Below are 18,692 nucleotides of genomic sequence, written 5' to 3'. Positions count from 1 at the left end.
TAAACAACCATTCATCGATAATTGTTCGGTACGTCTCTTTTTACTTATGGGACAACCCCGTTCTTATTCCTCGATGATTTTAGCTGCCTGACTTGCGGAAAAGCTCCGTTCTGTTTGTACTTTAGAACCGGCCGAGAAAATCCGATAATAATGGAGGGATAAACGAACAGTCGCGGAGGTGACGCCATGAGCAAAGAATCTCGCATTGACGAACAGATCCAGCACTTCTATGACAACGTTCCCAATGTCGGAGACGCTTTGCCGCTCAAGGAATACCTCCTTAAGCACGAGGACAGCCGCATGGCTTGGTATTTGCTGGGCAAGGAATACGAGGGCAAGGGAGATTCGGCGAAGGCGACTTATTGCTTCGCGCAGGCCGGAGAGATCTACGAGGCGTTCGAATCGAAGCCGGCTCCTCATCTCCCTGAAAATAAAACGAAGAAAAAATCCGGGTGGAAAAAATGGACCGCCGTGCTGCTCGTTCCGCTCTTGCTCGTGGGAGGAGCGATAGTAGCCATACGGGAGCTGCTTCCGGAGGCGGACGATACGGCGGCGATCGAGACGAACGTCCCGGAGTCTCCTGCCGCGTCGGCACGGGCGAGCCCAGCTCCTAAACCGGCGGTCGGGAGCAAGCCGGCTCCGCTGCCTGCGGGCGTTATCCCGCCTGATCAGATTGCGGGGGCGCCCGGCCCGGACGATCAGGGACGAAGCGTGCTTGGAGAGACGCTGACGAGCAAGCCTTCCCGCCAGCCCCGTCTGGTGGTTGCCGTGCCGAAGCTCGGGAAGTGGAACGATTGGGTCAAGGGCGGCAAGCCGATCGCGACGGTCACGTCGGACCGAGAGTCGGGGTTGGCCGGCATCCAGTGGTTCGATCCGAAATGGTGCGACTGCAAGCCGGAGGACGGCAAAGCCGCGGCCAAGCTCGTCGAAGGCTGGAAGCCGCTGCAGGAGGAGAAGCTGGCGTTGCGTTCCGCCGTCATTCGATATAAGGAGCAAACCGGCAAGTGGCCCGATTCGCCCGAAGCGATGGCCGGAGATTATCCGAAGAACACGATGGCCGGCTGGTCGGAGAGCATGTCGCCTTGGTTCGACGAACTAAAGGCCGTGCTCGCGGACAAGAAGGACGGCAAAATTCCGCAGACCGCGGGCTGGCCCGACCAGACAGGCCCCGGCTCGGGGCACGGCGCGCCTGCCGGAACGCTCGCTCCGATGGCGGAGCATCCGATGGAAATTATCGTCGACAAGAGCAATCATCGGCTGGCCGTCGTCAGCGGAGACGTTATTTTGCGCAATTACGAGGTCGGCCTGGGCGGAGACAAGACGCCGGAAGGCAAGTTCTTCATTTCGGAGAAGGTCAAGGACCCGAACGGCAGCAGCACCGGCGCATTCGGCAGCAGGGGGATGACGCTCTCCCACACGCGGTACGGCATTCACGGAACGGACGAGCCGGACAGCATGGGCAAGGACGAGTCTCTCGGCTGCGTGAGGATGAAGACGGAAGATATCGAGGAATTGTACGACCTCGTTCCGATGGGAACGCCGGTCACGATAGCAGAAGGAGGTTTGCCCGACGAACTGCGGGCGCCGCCGGAACGCTTCCGGCTGCCGACCACGCAGAACGAGACAAACCCCCACAAAGTGTATGATTGGTTAGGTTAATGATAACGGCGGTCGCGGCTTAAATGTCCAGCGCGAGCAGCACCGCCATGACCACAATGACGAGACCGACGGCAGCCCCGATCCAAATGAGCGCCTTTTTGTTGACCTGCTCCTTCTCTTTTGGACGTGACGTGACCGGCGGTTTCTTTTTGTGTGTGCTCATGAATATCAACCTTTCTATCCTATGATTCGCGAACTCCTTCTATTGTAATCGTTTTCCCTGTGAAATGCCAGACAAGCCTCGCGATATCGTTGGAACAAACGAAGCGATTTGCCGTCCTTCTCCTCCGAAACTTGCGTCGTTTCGCATCCGAATGCCGAGAAGGACGCGTTTGCTTACAATTATGAAAATTCGGTTAACTCCACGAGGCGGACGGATAGGCCGAAAGGCAGGTTGCCCTTTTCTTTTCCTCTGGAAAAGGCTAAACTGGTAGCCGAAAGGTTTTCTTTTGTGCGAAAGGATGTCGAACTCATTGCTGTATCGTATGGTTAAACCGCTGTTTTTCAAAATGGACCCGGAAGCCGCCCACCACTTGATCATCGACGGGATGGGAACCGCCGGCAAAGTCCCGGGCATGCCCGGACTGCTGTCCGCGATCTGGGGAACCAAAGCTTCTCCCGAGCTTGCCGTGGATTTGTTCGGCCTGCACTTCCAGCATCCCGTAGGCCTGGCCGCCGGACTGGACAAAAACGCGAAAGCAGTGACCGGCTTATCCCGGATCGGCCTGTCGTTCATGGAAGTGGGTACGGTAACGCCGAAGGGGCAGGCGGGCAACGAGCTGCCGCGCTTGTTCCGTCTGCCGCCGGACGAGGCGTTGATCAACCGGATGGGCTTCAACAACGACGGAGCGGACGTCATGGCCGAGCGGCTCTCCAGGCTGGGACGCCGCCGCATTCCGCTGGCGGTCAACATCGGCAAAAACAAGGTAACGCCGAACGAGAACGCCGCCGACGACTACCGGGCGTGCGTGAGCAAGCTTTTTCCGTACGGGGATTTCTTCGTGGTCAATATCAGTTCGCCGAATACGCCGGACTTGCGCGCGCTGCAGCATGGAGACGAGCTGAGGAGCCTGCTTGACGCGGTGAAGGACGAGATGGGCAAGCAGGCGGAGCGTCATGGGGAGCTGCCGAAGCCTATTCTCGTGAAGGTCGCGCCGGACAACACGGAGGAACAGCTGGAGTACATGGCCGAAGCAATCCAACTGAGCGGCATGTCGGGCATTATCGCGACGAACACGACGATCGGACGGGACGGATTGACGCATCGGAATGCCGGAGAGACCGGGGGACTTAGCGGACGCCCGCTGACGCAGCGTTCGACCGAGGTCGTGCGGAGCTTGTACAAGCTGACGAAGGGCAAGCTGCCGATAATCGGGTCGGGCGGTATTTTCACGGCGGATGACGCTTACGAGAAAATTCTCGCCGGGGCCAGTCTAGTAGAAGTCTATACGGCCATGATCTACAAGGGACCGGGACTGCTAAAGGACATTCATGCCGGCCTGCTGAGAAGGCTGAAGCAGGACGGGTTCAATCGGATCACTCAGGCGGTAGGAGCGGGCGTTCGTTAGGAGGAATGTCGATGGACGGAATGGATTGGGGGAAGTTCCTGCTTCCCTATGAGCAAGCGGTGGAAGAGCTGAAGGTCAAGCTGAAGTCGCTGCGATCCGAACTTAAGGCCAGGGACGAATACGCTCCGATCGAATTCGTCACCGGCAGGGTGAAGCGGGTTTCCAGCATTTTGGAGAAGTCGCGCAGACTGGCCGTTCCTCTGGACCGGATCGAAGTCGGAATCGAGGATATCGCGGGCATCCGCATCATGTGCCAGTTCGTGGACGATATTTATCGCGTCGCGGAGATGATCCGCCAGCGCAAAGATTTGACGATGGTGTATGAAAAAGACTACATCACGAATTACAAGGACAGCGGCTATCGCAGCTATCATCTGATCGTCGAGTACCCGGTACAGACGTCGCTCGGCTCCAAGCCGGTGCTGGCGGAAATTCAGATCCGGACGCTGGCGATGAATTTCTGGGCGACGATAGAGCATTCGCTGAATTACAAGTACCGCAACCAGCTGCCCGCGCACGTTCGGGAGAGGCTTCGCAAAGCGGCGGAGGCGGCGTTTTCCCTCGACAACGAGATGTCGAGCATCCGCCAGGAGATCGTGGACGCGCAGCAGGACTTCGAGGAAAGCTCGCTTGTCGTGAGGCGGGTGCTTAACGAGATTCAGGAGCTGTACTTCTTCCGCAGAGTCAGGGAGGCCGCGCAGTTTCAGCGCCGCTTCAACGAACTGTGGGAGCAGGACGATCTGTGGGGACTTAAGGAGCTGTCTGCCGAGGTGCAGGCGGCGCTTAAGCGCGCGGGAAAAGGCGGACACTCGTAAGCTGAGGCGAGGCGGGAGGAACGGCGGAAAAAGGCGGGAACGCTTAAGGAGCGGGTCGGCATGAGAAGCGAAAGGTGGAACGAGGTCATGGGCGATTCGCGCTATCTGGCCTATGTCGTCTATTTCAACCGGGACCGCGATTATTTCGAATGTCATGAAGTCATGGAAGAGCTGTGGCTGGAAAACGGCCGCAGCTCTTTGCTGCAAGGACTGCTTCAGGCGGCTGTCGGCCTGCACCATTGGGATAACGGCAACCGTTCGGGGGCCGTGAAGCTGATGACGGCTGCCCTGGAGAAGCTGGGCGCGCATGACGGCAGCGTCGCGCTCGGTCTGGATCTGGCGGCGCTTCGGCGCAGCCTGGAAGAGAGCCTGGAGGCGCTGGCCCGGCGGCCGCTGGACGCTCCCTTCCGGGCGTTCGAGCTTCGCATCATCGACGACGGGCTTCGGATCTCGGCAGAGCGGTGGAACGAGGAGCGTCGCTTAGAGGCGGAGTAAGAGGACAAATCGGATAAAGACTGAGTGACGGGGATAATATTCGCTCGTTCAGGAAATTTTACCTTGAGGGATTTTGGAATGAATCACCGAGAGGGAGATCTCAATGAACGAGTACGATGGAACATCGGTAACCGGAGCGGGAGGCGCGGCGGATCAAAGAATGACCGAACGGGAGACCGGGCAGTCGCTGACCGACCGGCAGGGTCACCCGATCGCCGACAATCAAAATTTGCGAACGGTAGGCAATCGCGGGCCGACCACGCTGGAAAACTATCATTTCCTCGAGAAAATCACGCATTTCGACCGGGAGAGGACGCCGGAGCGCGTCGTTCATGCTCGCGGAGCGGGAGCGCACGGCTATTTCGAAGCGTACGGCAAAGTCGGCGAGGAGCCGATCGCCAAGTATACGCGGGCGAAGCTGTTCCAGGAGGCTGGGCAGAGAACGCCCTTGTTCGTGCGGTTCTCGTCGGTCATCCACGGCGGTCATTCGCCGGAGACGCTGCGCGATCCTCGCGGCTTCGCGGTCAAGTTCTATACGGAGGACGGCAACTGGGATCTCGTGGGGAACAACTTGAAGGTGTTCTTCATCCGGGACGCGATGAAGTTTCCGGACCTCGTGCACGCGTTTAAGCCCGACCCGGTGACGAATCGGCAGGACACGGTGCGCATCTTCGACTTCGTGAGCAACTCGCCGGAAGCGCTGCATATGGTCACGTTCCTGTTCTCCCCCTGGGGGATCCCGGCGAACTACCGGCAAATGCAGGGCTCCGGCGTGAACACGTACAAGTGGGTGAACTCCGAGGGGCAGGCGGTGCTCGTCAAGTACCATTGGGAGCCGAAGCAGGGCATCAAAAACTTGACTCAGGCCGAGGCGGAGAGTGTTCAGGGGAAAAATTTCAACCACGCGACGCAGGATTTGTACGAGGCGATCGAACGGGGCGATTACCCGGAATGGGAGCTGTGCGTGCAGATCATGAGCGACGACTATCATCCGGAGCTGAGCTTCGATCCGCTCGATCCGACGAAACTGTGGCCGCCGGAGCAGTTTCCGTTCTTGCCGGTCGGGCGCATGGTGCTGAATCGCAATCCGCAAAACTATTTCGCCGAAGTCGAGCAGGCGGCGTTCGGGACGGGCGCTCTCGTGGACGGCCTCGACTTCTCGGATGACAAGCTGCTGCAGGGCAGAACGTTCTCTTATTCGGATACGCAGCGTTACCGGGTCGGCTCCAACTATTTGCAGCTTCCGATCAACGCGCCGAAAAAGCGGGTGGCGACGAACCAGCGGGACGGCCAGATGGCGCTGTTCGTCGACTCTCCTCCAGGATCGAATCCGCACGTCAACTATGAGCCGACTTCGCTTGGCGGCATCGTGGAAGCGGACAGGGGCGATCCCGAATATACGCCTCGAATCGAAGGAAACCTCGTGCGCGAGCCGATCGACCGGCCGAACAATTACGAGCAGGCGGGAGACCGCTTCCGCATGTTCGAGGATTGGGAGCGCGAGGAGCTGATCGCGAATCTGGTCAATGCGCTGGCCCCTGCGCCGGAGGTCGTGCGGAGCAAGATGGTGGAGCACTTCACGAAGTGCGACCCCGAGTACGGTCGGCGCGTGAAGGAAGGGCTTGACGCGCGCGGCCCCGGCGACGGCACAGGCGGCCCGATGGGCGCGGCCAAAGCGGCCCGGGCCGTGCTCGAAGCCGAGCGGGACGGGCACAGCGCTTCTCCTTATTGAGTTGGGGAGGCAGGCGCCGCCTGGCCCTAGTCCAACGCATGGTATCTGATGCGAAGGCCACAAAAGTGCCTTGGCGGAATGCGGGTCGCACCAAGGCTCATTCCGACGCTCCGGCAACCAGAAAAAAACCGTCAGGGACGCTTGTCAATCAAGCGTTCTGACGGTTTTTTCGCTATGCGTTCGGATTAAAGTTGTCTTCGATCAGCTGTTGAATCTGCTCCGGCGTCTTGCCCTGCTTGCTCCACTCTTCAATCTTGAGCAGCTCCTCCGTGCAGATGCCGCAAGTGCCGCTGTGATCGGTCCAGGTGACGCTGTCCTCGCTCTGGTCCGCCACGTAGCAGCGGAAGAGGGAGGCATGCGGATCGTCCTCGTAGTTCATGCATCCGCAATAGCATTTGACTGACTTCATAATGTCCTCGTACTTGCCGACGATCGAGTAGAGGTGGTTCGTTCTTCCCGAATAGTTGCTGAGGAAGGACGGCATCTTCGACAGCGACGCTTCGACTTCCCAAGTTTCATTTCCGTGACGGTGGGGTTCGCTGTTGCCGGAACCCCCTCCGCAAGCGACGAGCAGTATCCCTCCGGCGAGCAGCGCGGTCGGCAGGGCGAGCAGCCACTTGGCGTTCATCAGTCGTTACCTTCCGCTTTATGCTTCTCGAAGAACGCTTTGAAATCGTCCAGCGAATAGCCCGCCGTCGTCTCCGACTCCTTCAGGCCGCCCTTCATCCGGTCGCTTTCCACGCCGTCTTTGAAGTATACTAACGTAGGAGTCGCTTCGATATTCATTTTGTTGAAATAGCTCTCGAACTCCCGAAGGTTGAATTGGTGCATGTTGACGCCGAGCTCCTCCGCGAGCGGCTTCAGCTTCGGCGTAGTCGCCTGGCAGTGAGGGCAGTTCGAAGCGTAGAAGTAGACGAAGAAGCTTTCCTTGTTCTTCAGCTTCGTCTCCAATTCGTCCGGGAGAATCAGATTGCTGTAGTTCGGATCGTTCAACTGGGCGCGCGTCTCGGGCCACAGCTTGTCCTCCGGTTTGCCGTATACGGTGTCGGGCTTCATATTGTTCAATACGACGAGCGCAACGATCAACACGGCCAGAATGCCGAAGAAGATCGATAATTTCTTGGCGTTCATTAACGATTCCCCCAATTCGGATTGGTATAATGTATGGAAGTCATGGACAAGTTCTGCGAACTCTCTTACATTATACCTAATAAAACCGCCGAACAAAACGGGGGGCACGCCAATGACATGAAACTGTCAAAAAGAAAGCAGGTATAAAAATGAAAGCGACGATCAGACTCGATAAAATGCTCGGAAATTTGGGATACGGAACGCGCAGCGTGATCAAGCAATGGATCAAGCAGGGAGCGGTTACCGTGAACGGGGAGACCGTCAAGGATCACGGAAAGCAAATCCGTCCCAACGACGATACGGTGACGCTCAACGGAGAAACGATTCGCTACCGCGACACGGTCTACGTGCTGATGCACAAGCCGGCCGGCGTCGTCTCCGCTACCGAGGATTACCGCGACCGGACCGTGATCGACCTGCTCGACGAGGACATTACGGTGCTGTCGCCTTTTCCGGTAGGGAGACTGGATAAGGATACGGAAGGGTTGCTGCTCATTACGAACGACGGAAAGCTGTCGCACGAGCTGCTCTCGCCGAAGAAGCACGTCCCGAAAACGTACAGGGCGCTCGTGGCCGGTGCCGTCGGCGAACCGGACGCGGAGGCGTTCGGGAGAGGCGTGGAGCTGGATGACGGCTACGTGACGATGCCGGCGCATTTGCGGGTGCTCGCATCCGTCGACTCTGGCGCCGGAGGAACCATGCAGGCGGACGAGCCGGACGACGCTGCGGAGATGTCCGCCGTGCTCGACTTCGCGCCCTCGGGTCCCGAGGCGCCGCCGCTGAGCTGGATCGAGCTGACGATTCACGAAGGCAAATTCCATCAGGTAAAGCGGATGTTCGAAGCGGTGGGCAAGAAGGTGCTCTACCTTCGGCGCGTGGCGATGGGACCGCTGAAGCTCGATCCCGCATTGGCTCCGGGCGAATGGCGCGAATTGACGGAAGACGAAGTCGACAACTTGAGAAATTACCGGAAGGATGGACAGGAATGAACTATCGCTTGATTGCATTGGATGTGGACGGCACGCTGCTGAACGACGATCACGAGCTTACGCCGAGAGTCAGACAGGCGGTTCGTGAAGCGGCGGAGCAAGGGACGGAGATCGTCATCTGCACGGGCCGCGGCTCGACGAGCGCGCTGGGCGTACTGAAGGAGCTTGGCCTGCAAGGCACGATGATTACCCATAACGGCGCCTCCGTCGTCGACAGCGAGACGCGGGAAGTGATTCACGATACGGCGATTACGCACGAACGGGCGCGTCGCTACATGGACTTTTTCAAGGGACGGGGCATTCACTTCGATCTGAATACGGCGTTCGACCTGTTCGTGGAAGACTTGAACGACGACGCGGCGGCGATGTACGACAACCTGCTGGCCCAGCCGATTCGGAGTAGCTTTGCGGAAAGTCTGCCGGAACGGTTGGTGAAAATGTCGGTCTATGCGCCGAAAGAAGTGCTGGACGAGGTCGAACTGGAATGGAAGAGCTGGACGCACGAGCTGCAGACGATTCGGAGCGGGGACTATTTTATCGACGTACAGCATCCGAATGCGAGCAAAGGGCAGGCGCTGCGCTGGCTGGCCGAGCAAAGGGGAATTCCGCGCGAGAGCGTGCTGGCGATGGGCAATTATTTTAACGATATGGAAATGCTCGAGTTTGCGGGATGGGGGGTGGCGATGGACAATTCCCCCGACGAGGTGAAAGCCGCCGCGGACGAAGTGACCGTCTCCAACAACGAGGACGGCGTCGCGGTTGTCCTGGAACGTCTGGTAATCAAGCAGGCGTAACGGGAAAAAAGAGCAAGCCGGTAAACCCGGCTTGCTCTACGCGCTTAGCTGGCGAAATGTGCAGGAGTCGCTTCCCGGAACTCAGTAACCAGCGCGCAAGATAATGACCAGCAGAATGAACAAGACCAGCACGAAGGCTGCCGATGCATAGTATCCGCCGACTGCACCAGACATGCAAACTCCTCCTTCATGTAGATAATAGTGGGGGTTGCCGAAGCGGGTGCATTTCTTGCGCTATCCCTCTGCCTCGGTCTACACCTATATTATGAAGAAGCATGAGCGCGGATTGGACATTTACCCCGGGGCAAACGATTTTGGGTAAATGCGGAGATAGGCGGATGAAGCGGCAAGCCGCGCGTCAATAATTGCGATCGAAGTCGACCGCGTTCCGCACCGGCTGCCCCTTAGACAAGTACGCATCCAGATTGTCGAGGAAAATTTCCGTTACCCGCGTTTTGTAATGGTCCGTCCAGCCTCCGATATGCGGAGTCGCGATGACGTTGTCCATCTTCCAGAGCGGGTGGTCGGACGGCAGCGGTTCCTCCTCGAATACGTCAAGTCCGGCTCCCCCGATCGTGCCTTGCTCCAATGCCGCGACGAGAGCGGCCGTATCGGCGGATGCGCCGCGTCCGAAGTTGAAGAACAGGGCATCGGGCTTCATGGCCGCGAACCGCTCCGCGTTGAAAAGATGATGCGTCTCGTCGGTGTAGGGCAGCACGTTGACGACCATGTCGCTGCGGGACAGAACATCGTCCAGCCGCTCCATGCCGTACATCTCGTCGACCTCGGCGACAGGCCGGGCGCTCTTGCGCACGCCGAGCGTCGTCATGCCGAAAGCTTTGGCCAGCCGGGCCATCTCCGTTCCGATCGCGCCGACCCCGACGATGCCGATCGTCCGTCCGGCGAGCTGGTAATAGCGCTCCGATACGCGCCATTCCCCGCGGCTCTGCTGCCGGATCGCATGGTGCAGGTTGCGGCTGAAGGCGAGCAGCATCGCGAACAGCGTCTCGGCCATCGATATGGGATGAATGCCGCTGGCGCTGGACAACGCTATGCCGCGCTCGCGAAGCCGAGCCAGAGGCAGTCTGTCCACGCCGGCGGAGCTCGTCTGCACCCACTTCAAATTGGCGGCAGAATCGAAGGCGGCGTCCATCGCGGCGTTCCAGCCGAGCACGATCTCGGCGTTGCGGTATTGTTGTTCGGTAATCGCGGCGTCGCTCGCGGATACGATGTTCCATCCCGGAATTCGCTGGCGGACTTGCTCGATTTGTTCGGGTTTGAGCGGGAAAAGCAATAGTAAAGTCGGCATGGCCGTGTCTCTCCTCAAGTTGAATTATTGGAACGAATGTCGAGCGCATCGTGTGTCGCGATCAACCTTTGCGGCGCTGCGGGACGGCGGCCGGGTTCGCGGAACGCCCCATTGCGGCGAAGTCGGTGACCCGGTTTTTGCCGTTCGTCTTGCTGTAGTACATCGCTTCGTCGGCCTGCTTCATCAAAGACTCGGCCGTATCGCCGGGAGAAGCCATGCTGTAGCCGACGCTGATCGTGACGATCGTCTCCTTCTCGGTACGGGAGCGGATGCTCTCGGCTGCTTGCGCCACGGCGGATGCCGGTCCGACGACGAAGGCGACGAGCTCTTCTCCCCCGTACCTTCCGGCCAGGCCGATTCCGTCCGTTTCTTCCATCAGCATCGCCGCCACTTGCTTCAGAACGCCGTCCGCCTTATGGTGCCCCTGCGTGTCGTTCAGCCTTTTGAAATTGTCGATATCGCAGAAGATCGCCCCTACCGGCCTGCCGCTCTTCAACAGCGGATCGAGCCTGCCCATAAAGTACCTCCGATTGTACAGGTTGGTCAAGCCGTCCGTGATGGAGGATCGGTAGACGGATTGCAAAATTTCGACGACCCGCTCGAAAATGATGGCGAAGAGCAGAATATAATAGAAGACCGGCAGCAAGCCCGCGATCGTCTTGAAGATCGCCGCCTCAGGCGCCCAGTAGACGGAAGAGATGCTCGACAGCTGCATCGTGAAGGCGATCCACAGGCTGGTCATATACTTGCGGGGCTGACCGATATGGGGGGCGAACATCAGCACGAAGAGCGGGCCGAGCAGCAGCAAGTAGCCGTCGAGCGCCGGCGTGGAGCCGAAGCCGCCGATCCAGGGCCCATCCGTCGAGAGCGCCTCGGGCAGGATGTCCCCGGCGGCCACGAGCAGGCCCGTCGCGAGCAAGCCGACAAACCAAAGCCGGGTTCTCGGACGCTTGCGGTGGTACAATTCGAAAACCGCGAAATTGATGACGATAAACGCATATACTTGTAGAAGCTTCCCGATGAAGACCAGAACGGGGGAGTTAGGCGTCATCTCCATGGAGATCGCCATCTGCAGCAGTTGCTGGATCAAAATAAATGTAAGCGAAGTCAGCAGCGACCGATAGGCGTGCCGCCGGTTGCTCGCGTACAGCCGATAGGACATGAACAGCATGAGCGAGACGATGACGACGGCCATCGCCGACGAGAACAGCAGCGCGAAATTGTCGGAAGTCAGCGTGATCAGGAACATGTGGGTCTCCTTTAAAGGCGGTCTATGAAACTTGCAGAACATATGTTTCTAATATATCATATTTTGTGAGAGGCTAGCATTAAGAACGTCGGAACGAGGAGGTAACGCCGTTGAACATCTTGCAGGCGCTGTTTTTCCCCCCGGAGCAGCCGGGAGGCGTCTCGTCCATGGTTCCCTACATCGGGGAGAGATTCCGCAAGATCGGTTGGGAGATGGAGATGTTCTCGCTCCCCAAGCGAATTCGCAACAAGGGCCATGAAGAGATCGAATTCGCGACGTTCGATTGGCGGCCTTACGCGGGCAACGCCATCGTGGACAAATACATTCAGACTTACAAGGACTACATCTGGTGGGTGAAGCTCCGCCTGTCCGGGCAGCGCTTCGACTTGATCCACGCCCACCATCCGATCGCCGCGCTCGCCATGAAGCGGATCTATCCCGACACGCCGCTGCTGATGACGGTTCACTCCAGCTACGAGCGCGAGCTTATTCTGAACGGAAGAATCGCCGAGGGCGGCCCTGAGCACCGTTTTCTGACTTCGATCTACGGAGAGCTGGAACACCAGGCGGATCGCCTGATGACGGTGTCGAAGTCCTTTGCTCAATATATCGGCACGTACCTTCAAGAACCTGACAGCACGATCGTCATTCCTAACGGATACGACGAGAGAAGATTCAAGCCGGTGCCGCACGACAACGAAGTGACCCAGCTCGTCACCGTATGCCGGCTCGTTCCGGCGAAAGGGCTGGACATTCTTCTCCGGGCTTGCGCCGAGCTGCGCAAGCGCGATTCCCGGTTCGTGCTGCACATCATCGGGGACGGCCCGATCCGCAAGGAGCTGGAGGAGCTGTCCCAGCGGCTCGGCATCTACGACGATACGATTTTTTACGGATACATGCTTCACCCGGAAGAGCTGATGCCGTTCTTTGACGTGTTCGTTCTGCCATCGCGCGCGGAAGCGTTCGGCTCGGTGTTCGCGGAAGCGGCGCTCTGTCTGCTCGCGCTCGTCGGCACGAACGTCGGGGGCATCGCCGAGCAAATCGAAGACGGAACGAACGGGCTGCTCGTGCCGGCGGAAGATCCGATCGCCCTGGCGGGCGCATTGGAGACGGTGATCAACGACCCTCATTTCCGTTACGAGATGGCGCGGGCGGGCTGGAACAAAGCGAAGAAAATCTACTCGCTCAACCGGGTAATCAGCGAGCTCAAGCGCATTTACATCTCCTTCGGCCCGGAGGGAGCCGAGGCGGACAGCGAGGCCGAGACCGCCGCGGACGCGGGAGACGGCGACGAGGAGGCGTGAACGGAATGGGCATGCCCTTTACCTTCATTCATGCCGCGGACCTGCATCTCGACAGCCCGTTCAAGGGGCTGGCGAAGGCGCCGGCCGCCGTGCGGGAGAGGCTGCGCGAGTCGACCTTCGCCTCGCTCGGCCGGTTGGCCGAGCTGGCCGTGCGGGAGCGCGCCGACTTCGTCGTGATCGCGGGCGATCTGTTCGACGCGGCGGACCGCTCGCTGCGTGCCCAGCTGCGGCTTCAGCGCTCGTTGGGAGACTTGGCGAAGCGAGGCGTTCGCACGTATATCGTGCACGGCAACCACGACCACGAGAGCGGAAGGCAGGCGCAGCTGGATTGGCCGGAGGGCGTCCACGTCTTCGGATCTTCCCGGGTCGATTGCTGTGCGGCATATGCCCGCGGCGGCGAAACCGCCGCTCATATTTACGGCATTTCCTACCCGACGCGGGCCGTCGGAGATAATTTGGCGCTTCGCTTCAGGAAACGGGAGGGAGCGCCTTTTCATATTGCCGTTCTGCACGCGAACGTGGACGGCGACCCGGCACATGACGACTACGCCCCTTGCCGGCTGGACGAGCTCGTTTCTTCCGGCTTCGACTACTGGGCGCTCGGACACGTGCACGACCGGCGCGTGCTGAGCGAATATCCGCATGTCGTCTACCCCGGCAATCTGCAGGGGAGAAGCGTCCGGGAGGCCGGCGGCAAAGGCGCCTACGCCGTGTCCGTCTCGGACTCCGGCGCGGTGGACATGCGGTTTCACGATCTGGCGGACGTCGTCTGGCGAGAGATCGCCGTTCCGATCGACGGACTGGAGCGCGAGCAGCAGCTTCAAGAGGCGATGCTGTCCGCGCTGGAGGACGCGCGCCGGGACTCCTCTGGGCGGCCGACGGTCGCGCGGCTGCGCTTGGAGGGACGCGGCCCGATGCACGAGCTGCTGCTTCGGGCCGGAGCGGCCGAGGAGTGGCTGGAGGGAGTGCGGGATTGTCTCGCGTCCCCGGAGGAGACGGACGATTGGATCTGGCCGGAATCGCTGCTCGTGCGCACTTCCGGCGAACTGCAGCTGGAGCGTGTCGCCGAGGAAGACGGATTTCTGGGCGAGCTGATCCGCCGCGGCATGCTGGCCTCGGCCGACCCGGAGGCAGCGAAGGCGATGCTGGACGAAGCGACGGAATCGCTGCGCAAGCTGCCCCGCGTTCGGGAGTGGCTGGACGGGCGAACGCGCGAGGAACGCGAGCGGTGGATCCGCCGGGCGATGGAGCTGAGCGCTTCGCTGCTGCGCGACGACGATGCGGGGTAGGCGCAAGGAGGAGCGGACATGTACATACGGGAAATCGAAGTGGACGGATACGGCGCGCTGAACGGTCTCGGTCTTTCGCTCGGAGAAGGGCGGATCACCGTGCTCTACGGACCGAACGAGGCCGGCAAGAGCACGCTGCTCCGGTTCGTGCGAAGCATGCTGTACGGCTTCCCAACGCGCAAGGACCCGGTGGAGCGGGGAGAGCCCGTATTCGGCGGACGACACGGGGGTCGGCTCGTGCTGGCGGACAGGGAGGGACGGGAGTGGCGGATCGAACGCCATGCGGAACGGGGCGGAGAGATCCGGCTGAGGGACGATTCGGGAACGGAACGGACCGTCGGGCAGTCCGAGTGGGAGAGACTGCTGCTGGGCGGCTTGTCCGAGCGGCTGTTCCGGCAGCTATTCGCCGTGTCGCTTAACGAGCTGCACGAGCTGAGGACGCTGCAGGGAGAAGAGCTGGGCAACTATTTATATCATGCCGGACTGGCCGGAGGCGCATCGATTACGGAAGCGCGCCGCAAGATCGGCGCGGAGCTCGATCGCCTGTATCGTCCCAAAGGATCGACCCAGGAGATGAATCGTCTGCTTGCGAGCATGAAGGAGCTGGAGGCGGACATTCGCCGAAGCCGGGACGGGATTCGCGATTACGCGGAAACGACGCGGGAACTTGAGCGGATCGAAGAGCGGTTGGGGCAGCTGGACGCTGAGTTGCCCGCGCTTAGATTGGAGACGGCGAAGCTGCAAGGGGCTCTGGAGCTGCGGGAATGGTGGCTGAATCGGGAAGCGCTGCTCGCGGAGATCGCCGACTTGCGTGCGGAGCTGCCGGATCCTTCCGCCGCTCTGCTGCCCGAGGACGCGGCAGGAATATGGACGGAGCTGAGAAGCCTTCGCAGTTCCGCCAGGGACAGGCTGGCTTCGGAGCGGGAGGAGTTTGAGGAGCTGCGGCGTCAGCGGGTGCGGCTGCATTGGGATGAAGAACGGCTCGCGGCGTTCCCCGAGCTGGAGAGACTGGAGGGGATGCGCGAAGGAATCGCGGCCAAGCGGGAGGAGCGGACTCGGCTGGAGACCGAGCTGATCTCTCTGGACGACGCGGTGCGCAGCTCGCTCGCGTTGATCTCGCCGGAGTGGGGCGAGGCCGAGCTGGCCGCGTTCGGCGGCTTGGCGGCGGAACGCGAGCAGGTGCGTATGCTGCGGCAATCGTGGGAAGAGGCGGAAAGGGCAACCATGACGCTGCAAGCCGAGCTGCGCAGGCTGGATCGTCAGCGCGAGGCGCTGCTGGACGAAGAGGCGGATGGCGATGACGTGCTGCATGCGATGCCCGAATCCCTCCTGTCTGTCGGTTTTGCTCCGGGAACGAAATCCGAGCTGCTGCAAGCCTGGCATCAGGCGGAGGATGCGCGCCGGGAATTCGAACGGTCAGCCGCTTCGAACGGACCCAGGCCTTCCGAGCGCGCCGCCCTGTCGCGTTCCGGAAGAGGACGTGAGCGGAGCGCCCCTGGATGGTTCATCTGGGTCGCGGCGGCCGCGGCGCTGACGGCGTTCCTGTGGCCGTTGTTGCCAGGGCGGGAAGGGGGGCTCTCCCCGTTATCCGCGCTCGTCTCCACAGGCTTGCTGGCTCTCTCCGCCGGTCTGGCCGCATACGTCTGGAGCAGGCGCGGGAACGAAGCTTCCCGCTCGCCAGGCAATCCGGAGGCGCATTCCGGAGCTTATCATGCCAGCCGCGATAAGATGAACGAGAAGCTGAGGCTGCTGCTGGCCGATACCGAAGCCGCGGCTGCGGCGCTGCTGGACGAAGAATCGTCTCGGGCCGGCGCGGAATGGACGGCGGCGGAAGCGGACGCTTATTGGCGCAATCTGCGCGAGGCGGTGCACGAGCAGCTGGAGCTGTGGGAGCGCAGCGACCGCGAAGACGCGCGCAGGCAGGAATGGCAGGGAAGGATGCAGCAGCTGCTGAAGGAGCGGAAGCTGGCCGGCGAAGAGGCCGACGAGCAGCTGAAGCTGCTGGACGAGCTTCGCGAGCGGTGGAAGCGGTGGCTGACCGAGCGCAAGCTGCCGCTTCATCTGACGCCGGCAGGGGCTTCCGAGCTGTTCGCGGCTGCGGAGCGGGGACAAGCCGCCCTGCGGCAGAGGGATCGGCTTAAGGAGCGCGTCCGCGCGCTGGATCTCGCGATCGGCGATTTCGATCGCGCGGCGATGAGTCTTGCCGGGAAGCGGCCTCCGCCGGCCGGAATCGCAGCGGATGCCCAGCTTGCCGTGCAATGGCTGTACCGCGCGGCGTCGGAGGAACTGTCCGTCAAAGAAGCGGCCGAGCGGCTGGAAGCGCAAGAAGAAGCGGCGAATGCCAAGGCTAGGCAATCCGAGGCCGAGCTCGAGCGCGTGGAGGAGAGAATCCGGAAGACGTTAACCGAGTTCGGCGTCGGTTCGGAGATCGAGCTGGACGGCCGGATACGCATTGACGAGCGCTGCCGTGCGCTCCGCAGGGAAGCCCGCGAGATGCAGCTTCGGCTGGAATCCGGGCGGGATGCGGACGCGCAGGCTGAACTGTACGAACTGCTGGGCTCTCGCGACGAAGCTTCTCTCGCCGCCCTTGCCCAAGATTTGCGGCTCAGGCTTGCCGAGACGGAGACGAGCCGTTCGGAGCTGCTGGACCGGCGCGGCCGGCTGGCGCAGGAGCTCGAACGGCTTCGCGGGGATGCCGAGCTGGAGGATAAGACCCAGCGGCTTGGAGAACTCGTCGACCAACTCGAAGAGCTGACCGAGCGATATGCGGTGCTGGCGCTCGCGGATAAGCTGATCGTCCGCACGAAAGCGGTCTACGAGGAGGAGAAGCAGCCGGAGGTGCTGCTGCGGGCTTCCCGGTATTTTCAGCGGATGACCGGAGGAGCTTATATCCGCATCGTGGCTCCGGGCGATTCCCAAGCACTGCTGGCGGAGACGAAGGAACGCTCCTTGCTGGATAGCATTTATTTAAGCCGCGGCACGCAGGAGCAGCTGTATTTGGCGATGAGGTTCGCGCTCTGCGACGCTGCGTCGCCGGAACACCCGCTGCCGCTGCTGCTGGACGACCTGTTCGTCCACTTCGACGAGACGAGGCTGGAGCGAACGCTGCCGGTGCTCGAAGAGCTTGGACAGACGAGGCAGGCGCTGCTGTTTACCTGCCACCGTCACGTCGCCCGGACGATCGTCTCCGGAGTTGAAGGAGCGAACTTGATTACGCTGGGAGCTTAGGCGGACGCTGAGACCGGCCGGGGCCGGAAGGGAGCGCCCGATCCCGGCTGATCAGGAACAGCCAACCCAGGCTGAGCAAGCCGAACATCGGATACAGCGCCGAGAGCAGCGTGCCGAAGCCGAACTGTCCGGCGAGGAAGCAGAGCAGCAGCAGAATCGCCGTCAGCATCCAGGGCGAAGCTTTCGTCCTCTCGTGCAATTGAAGCGTAAGCCCGTAAACATCCGCGACGAGCGTCGTGAAGATTTCCATGAAAATCAAGAACACGTACACCCAATGCAGCCATGCCCCGAGCTCTCTGGCGATTCCGCCCATCGGAATATCGAAGTCGGCAATGCCGGGCATGCGCGACGACAAGGCGAAGTGGGCGGCGAGCAGCAGCCCCCCGATGCCGATTCCGCCCATCCACGCTCCCTTGCGCAAAATTCGGGAATCCCCGATCGTGGAGCCGAGCGGAACGAGAACGGCCTGGGACATCGACAGGTTAAACGCGGCGTACAGGAAGGGCGACAGCCAGGCCGCCCACGCGGACTGCTCGTTCGGCGCTCTGAACCATTGATCCGGCAGCGGCTCCCTCAGCGTCTCGAACACGAGAAAGGCCGAAAAGCCGATCATGAGCGGGACGACGAACGTATTGATCGCCAGAATGGCGTTCATCCCTTTGCGCAGCAGCAAAAAGCAGGCGAACATCGTCACGATCAGTCCCGTCTGGTAGCTCAGGTTGAGATGCTCCGAGAAGACGGAACCCGCGCCGGCCAGCATGACCGCGTTGACGCCGAGCAACACGATCAGCATCATGTGGCTGACCCAGCGCCCGGCTCTGTCGCCGAACAGATGCTTGTTCAAGTCTTCGTAGGATCTGGCGTTCAATTTGGCGGACAGGAGCATAACTTTGGCCCCGATCCACACGAAAAACATCGTGGAGACGATGATCAGATACGGTCCCCAATGCCCGAATCGGGTGAAAAATTGCAGCACTTCCCTGCCGGAAGCGAAACCCGCACCTACGACGGTTCCGATAAATACGAGCGCGACTTGGATGCTTCTGGCCCAATGTTTCATTCGCGGAACCTCCCGACCCCAACTCGTCCATTCTTAATCTACTCTATGTCGGCAATCGGACGGGCATGCC

The 18,692-nt window shown here is 60.7% G+C and carries 17 protein-coding genes; 10 read left to right on the top strand and 7 right to left on the bottom strand.

Going from position 1 to position 18,692, the window contains the following annotated elements; genetic code table 11:
- The first annotated feature begins 186 nt into the window (after positions 1-186).
- Positions 187-1,659 (top strand): L,D-transpeptidase, encoded by a 1,473-nt coding sequence (locus tag ACESLM_RS16420; RefSeq protein WP_372632663.1) that lies wholly within the window; start codon positions 187-189, stop codon positions 1,657-1,659.
- A gap of 19 nt (positions 1,660-1,678) precedes the next feature.
- On the opposite strand, the gene ACESLM_RS16415 is transcribed toward ACESLM_RS16420, so the two are convergent.
- Complete coding sequence (locus tag ACESLM_RS16415) at positions 1,679-1,822, bottom strand: hypothetical protein (RefSeq protein ID WP_198960654.1); 144 nt, start codon at positions 1,820-1,822, stop codon at positions 1,679-1,681.
- Positions 1,823-2,132: 310 nt separating this feature from the next.
- On the opposite strand from ACESLM_RS16415, the gene ACESLM_RS16410 reads away from it, so the two are divergent.
- The 4 genes from ACESLM_RS16410 to ACESLM_RS16395 all read left to right on the top strand — a co-directional run bounded on the left by ACESLM_RS16410 (position 2,133) and on the right by ACESLM_RS16395 (position 6,269).
- The gene (locus tag ACESLM_RS16410; protein ID WP_372632662.1) at positions 2,133-3,227 is read left to right on the top strand and encodes a quinone-dependent dihydroorotate dehydrogenase; all 1,095 of its coding nucleotides are present in this window, start codon (positions 2,133-2,135) and stop codon (positions 3,225-3,227) included.
- A gap of 11 nt (positions 3,228-3,238) precedes the next feature.
- On the top strand, positions 3,239-4,042 hold the full coding sequence (yjbM, locus tag ACESLM_RS16405; RefSeq protein WP_094045859.1) for a GTP diphosphokinase: 804 nt from the start codon (positions 3,239-3,241) through the stop codon (positions 4,040-4,042).
- Between the two features lie 60 nt (positions 4,043-4,102).
- Complete coding sequence (locus tag ACESLM_RS16400) at positions 4,103-4,537, top strand: DUF309 domain-containing protein (protein WP_372632661.1); 435 nt, start codon at positions 4,103-4,105, stop codon at positions 4,535-4,537.
- Between the two features lie 160 nt (positions 4,538-4,697).
- Positions 4,698-6,269: a catalase gene (locus tag ACESLM_RS16395; protein ID WP_372632664.1), complete on the top strand. Its 1,572-nt coding sequence runs from the start codon at positions 4,698-4,700 to the stop codon at positions 6,267-6,269.
- Between the two features lie 172 nt (positions 6,270-6,441).
- On the opposite strand, the gene ACESLM_RS16390 is transcribed toward ACESLM_RS16395, so the two are convergent.
- Both ACESLM_RS16390 and ACESLM_RS16385 read right to left on the bottom strand, forming a co-directional pair.
- Positions 6,442-6,897 carry a PCYCGC motif-containing (lipo)protein gene (locus tag ACESLM_RS16390; RefSeq protein WP_372632660.1) on the bottom strand — a complete coding sequence of 152 codons (456 nt, stop codon included), beginning with the start codon at positions 6,895-6,897 and terminating at the stop codon, positions 6,442-6,444.
- Positions 6,897-7,400 carry a thioredoxin family protein gene (locus ACESLM_RS16385; RefSeq protein WP_372632659.1) on the bottom strand — a complete coding sequence of 168 codons (504 nt, stop codon included), beginning with the start codon at positions 7,398-7,400 and terminating at the stop codon, positions 6,897-6,899. The genes ACESLM_RS16390 and ACESLM_RS16385 overlap by 1 nt, the downstream gene beginning before the upstream one ends.
- Positions 7,401-7,549: 149 nt before the next feature.
- Between ACESLM_RS16385 and ACESLM_RS16380 the strand changes: the two genes are divergently transcribed.
- Positions 7,550-8,389, top strand: coding sequence for a pseudouridine synthase (locus ACESLM_RS16380; protein WP_372632658.1), 840 nt, complete (start codon positions 7,550-7,552; stop codon positions 8,387-8,389).
- Positions 8,386-9,183, top strand: a complete 798-nt coding sequence (locus ACESLM_RS16375; RefSeq protein WP_372632657.1) for a Cof-type HAD-IIB family hydrolase — start codon at positions 8,386-8,388, stop codon at positions 9,181-9,183. The genes ACESLM_RS16380 and ACESLM_RS16375 overlap by 4 nt, the downstream gene beginning before the upstream one ends.
- 81 nt (positions 9,184-9,264) lie before the next feature.
- Here the strand turns inward: ACESLM_RS16375 and ACESLM_RS16370 are convergent, their stop codons facing one another.
- The 3 genes from ACESLM_RS16370 to ACESLM_RS16360 form a co-directional block, all read right to left on the bottom strand.
- A complete protein-coding gene (locus ACESLM_RS16370) occupies positions 9,265-9,357 on the bottom strand; it encodes a sporulation protein YjcZ (protein WP_106359402.1) in 93 nt (30 codons plus the stop codon).
- A 184-nt stretch (positions 9,358-9,541) separates the two neighbouring features.
- On the bottom strand, positions 9,542-10,492 hold the full coding sequence (locus tag ACESLM_RS16365) for a D-2-hydroxyacid dehydrogenase (RefSeq protein ID WP_372632656.1): 951 nt from the start codon (positions 10,490-10,492) through the stop codon (positions 9,542-9,544).
- A gap of 61 nt (positions 10,493-10,553) precedes the next feature.
- Positions 10,554-11,741 (bottom strand): GGDEF domain-containing protein, encoded by a 1,188-nt coding sequence (locus ACESLM_RS16360; RefSeq protein WP_372632655.1) that lies wholly within the window; start codon positions 11,739-11,741, stop codon positions 10,554-10,556.
- Between the two features lie 110 nt (positions 11,742-11,851).
- Here ACESLM_RS16360 and ACESLM_RS16355 point away from each other — a divergent pair, with 110 nt between their 5' ends.
- Genes ACESLM_RS16355 through ACESLM_RS16345 form a run of 3 tightly spaced genes read left to right on the top strand, consistent with a single transcriptional unit; the run spans position 11,852 to position 17,562 of the window.
- Positions 11,852-13,045 (top strand): glycosyltransferase family 4 protein, encoded by a 1,194-nt coding sequence (locus ACESLM_RS16355; protein ID WP_372632654.1) that lies wholly within the window; start codon positions 11,852-11,854, stop codon positions 13,043-13,045.
- Between the two features lie 5 nt (positions 13,046-13,050).
- Positions 13,051-14,334 (top strand): metallophosphoesterase family protein, encoded by a 1,284-nt coding sequence (locus ACESLM_RS16350; protein WP_372632652.1) that lies wholly within the window; start codon positions 13,051-13,053, stop codon positions 14,332-14,334.
- An 18-nt stretch (positions 14,335-14,352) separates the two neighbouring features.
- Positions 14,353-17,562 carry an AAA family ATPase gene (locus ACESLM_RS16345; RefSeq protein WP_372632651.1) on the top strand — a complete coding sequence of 1,070 codons (3,210 nt, stop codon included), beginning with the start codon at positions 14,353-14,355 and terminating at the stop codon, positions 17,560-17,562.
- Here the strand turns inward: ACESLM_RS16345 and ACESLM_RS16340 are convergent.
- The gene (locus tag ACESLM_RS16340) at positions 17,546-18,622 is read right to left on the bottom strand and encodes a YkvI family membrane protein (protein WP_372632650.1); all 1,077 of its coding nucleotides are present in this window, start codon (positions 18,620-18,622) and stop codon (positions 17,546-17,548) included. The genes ACESLM_RS16345 and ACESLM_RS16340 overlap by 17 nt on opposite strands.
- Positions 18,623-18,692 lie beyond the last annotated feature (70 nt).

Origin of the sequence: Cohnella sp. (assembly GCF_041641335.1) — a bacterium.
Taxonomy (GTDB): Bacteria; Bacillota; Bacilli; order Paenibacillales; family Paenibacillaceae; genus Cohnella.
This window is presented reverse-complemented; position numbering and strand designations above follow the sequence as displayed.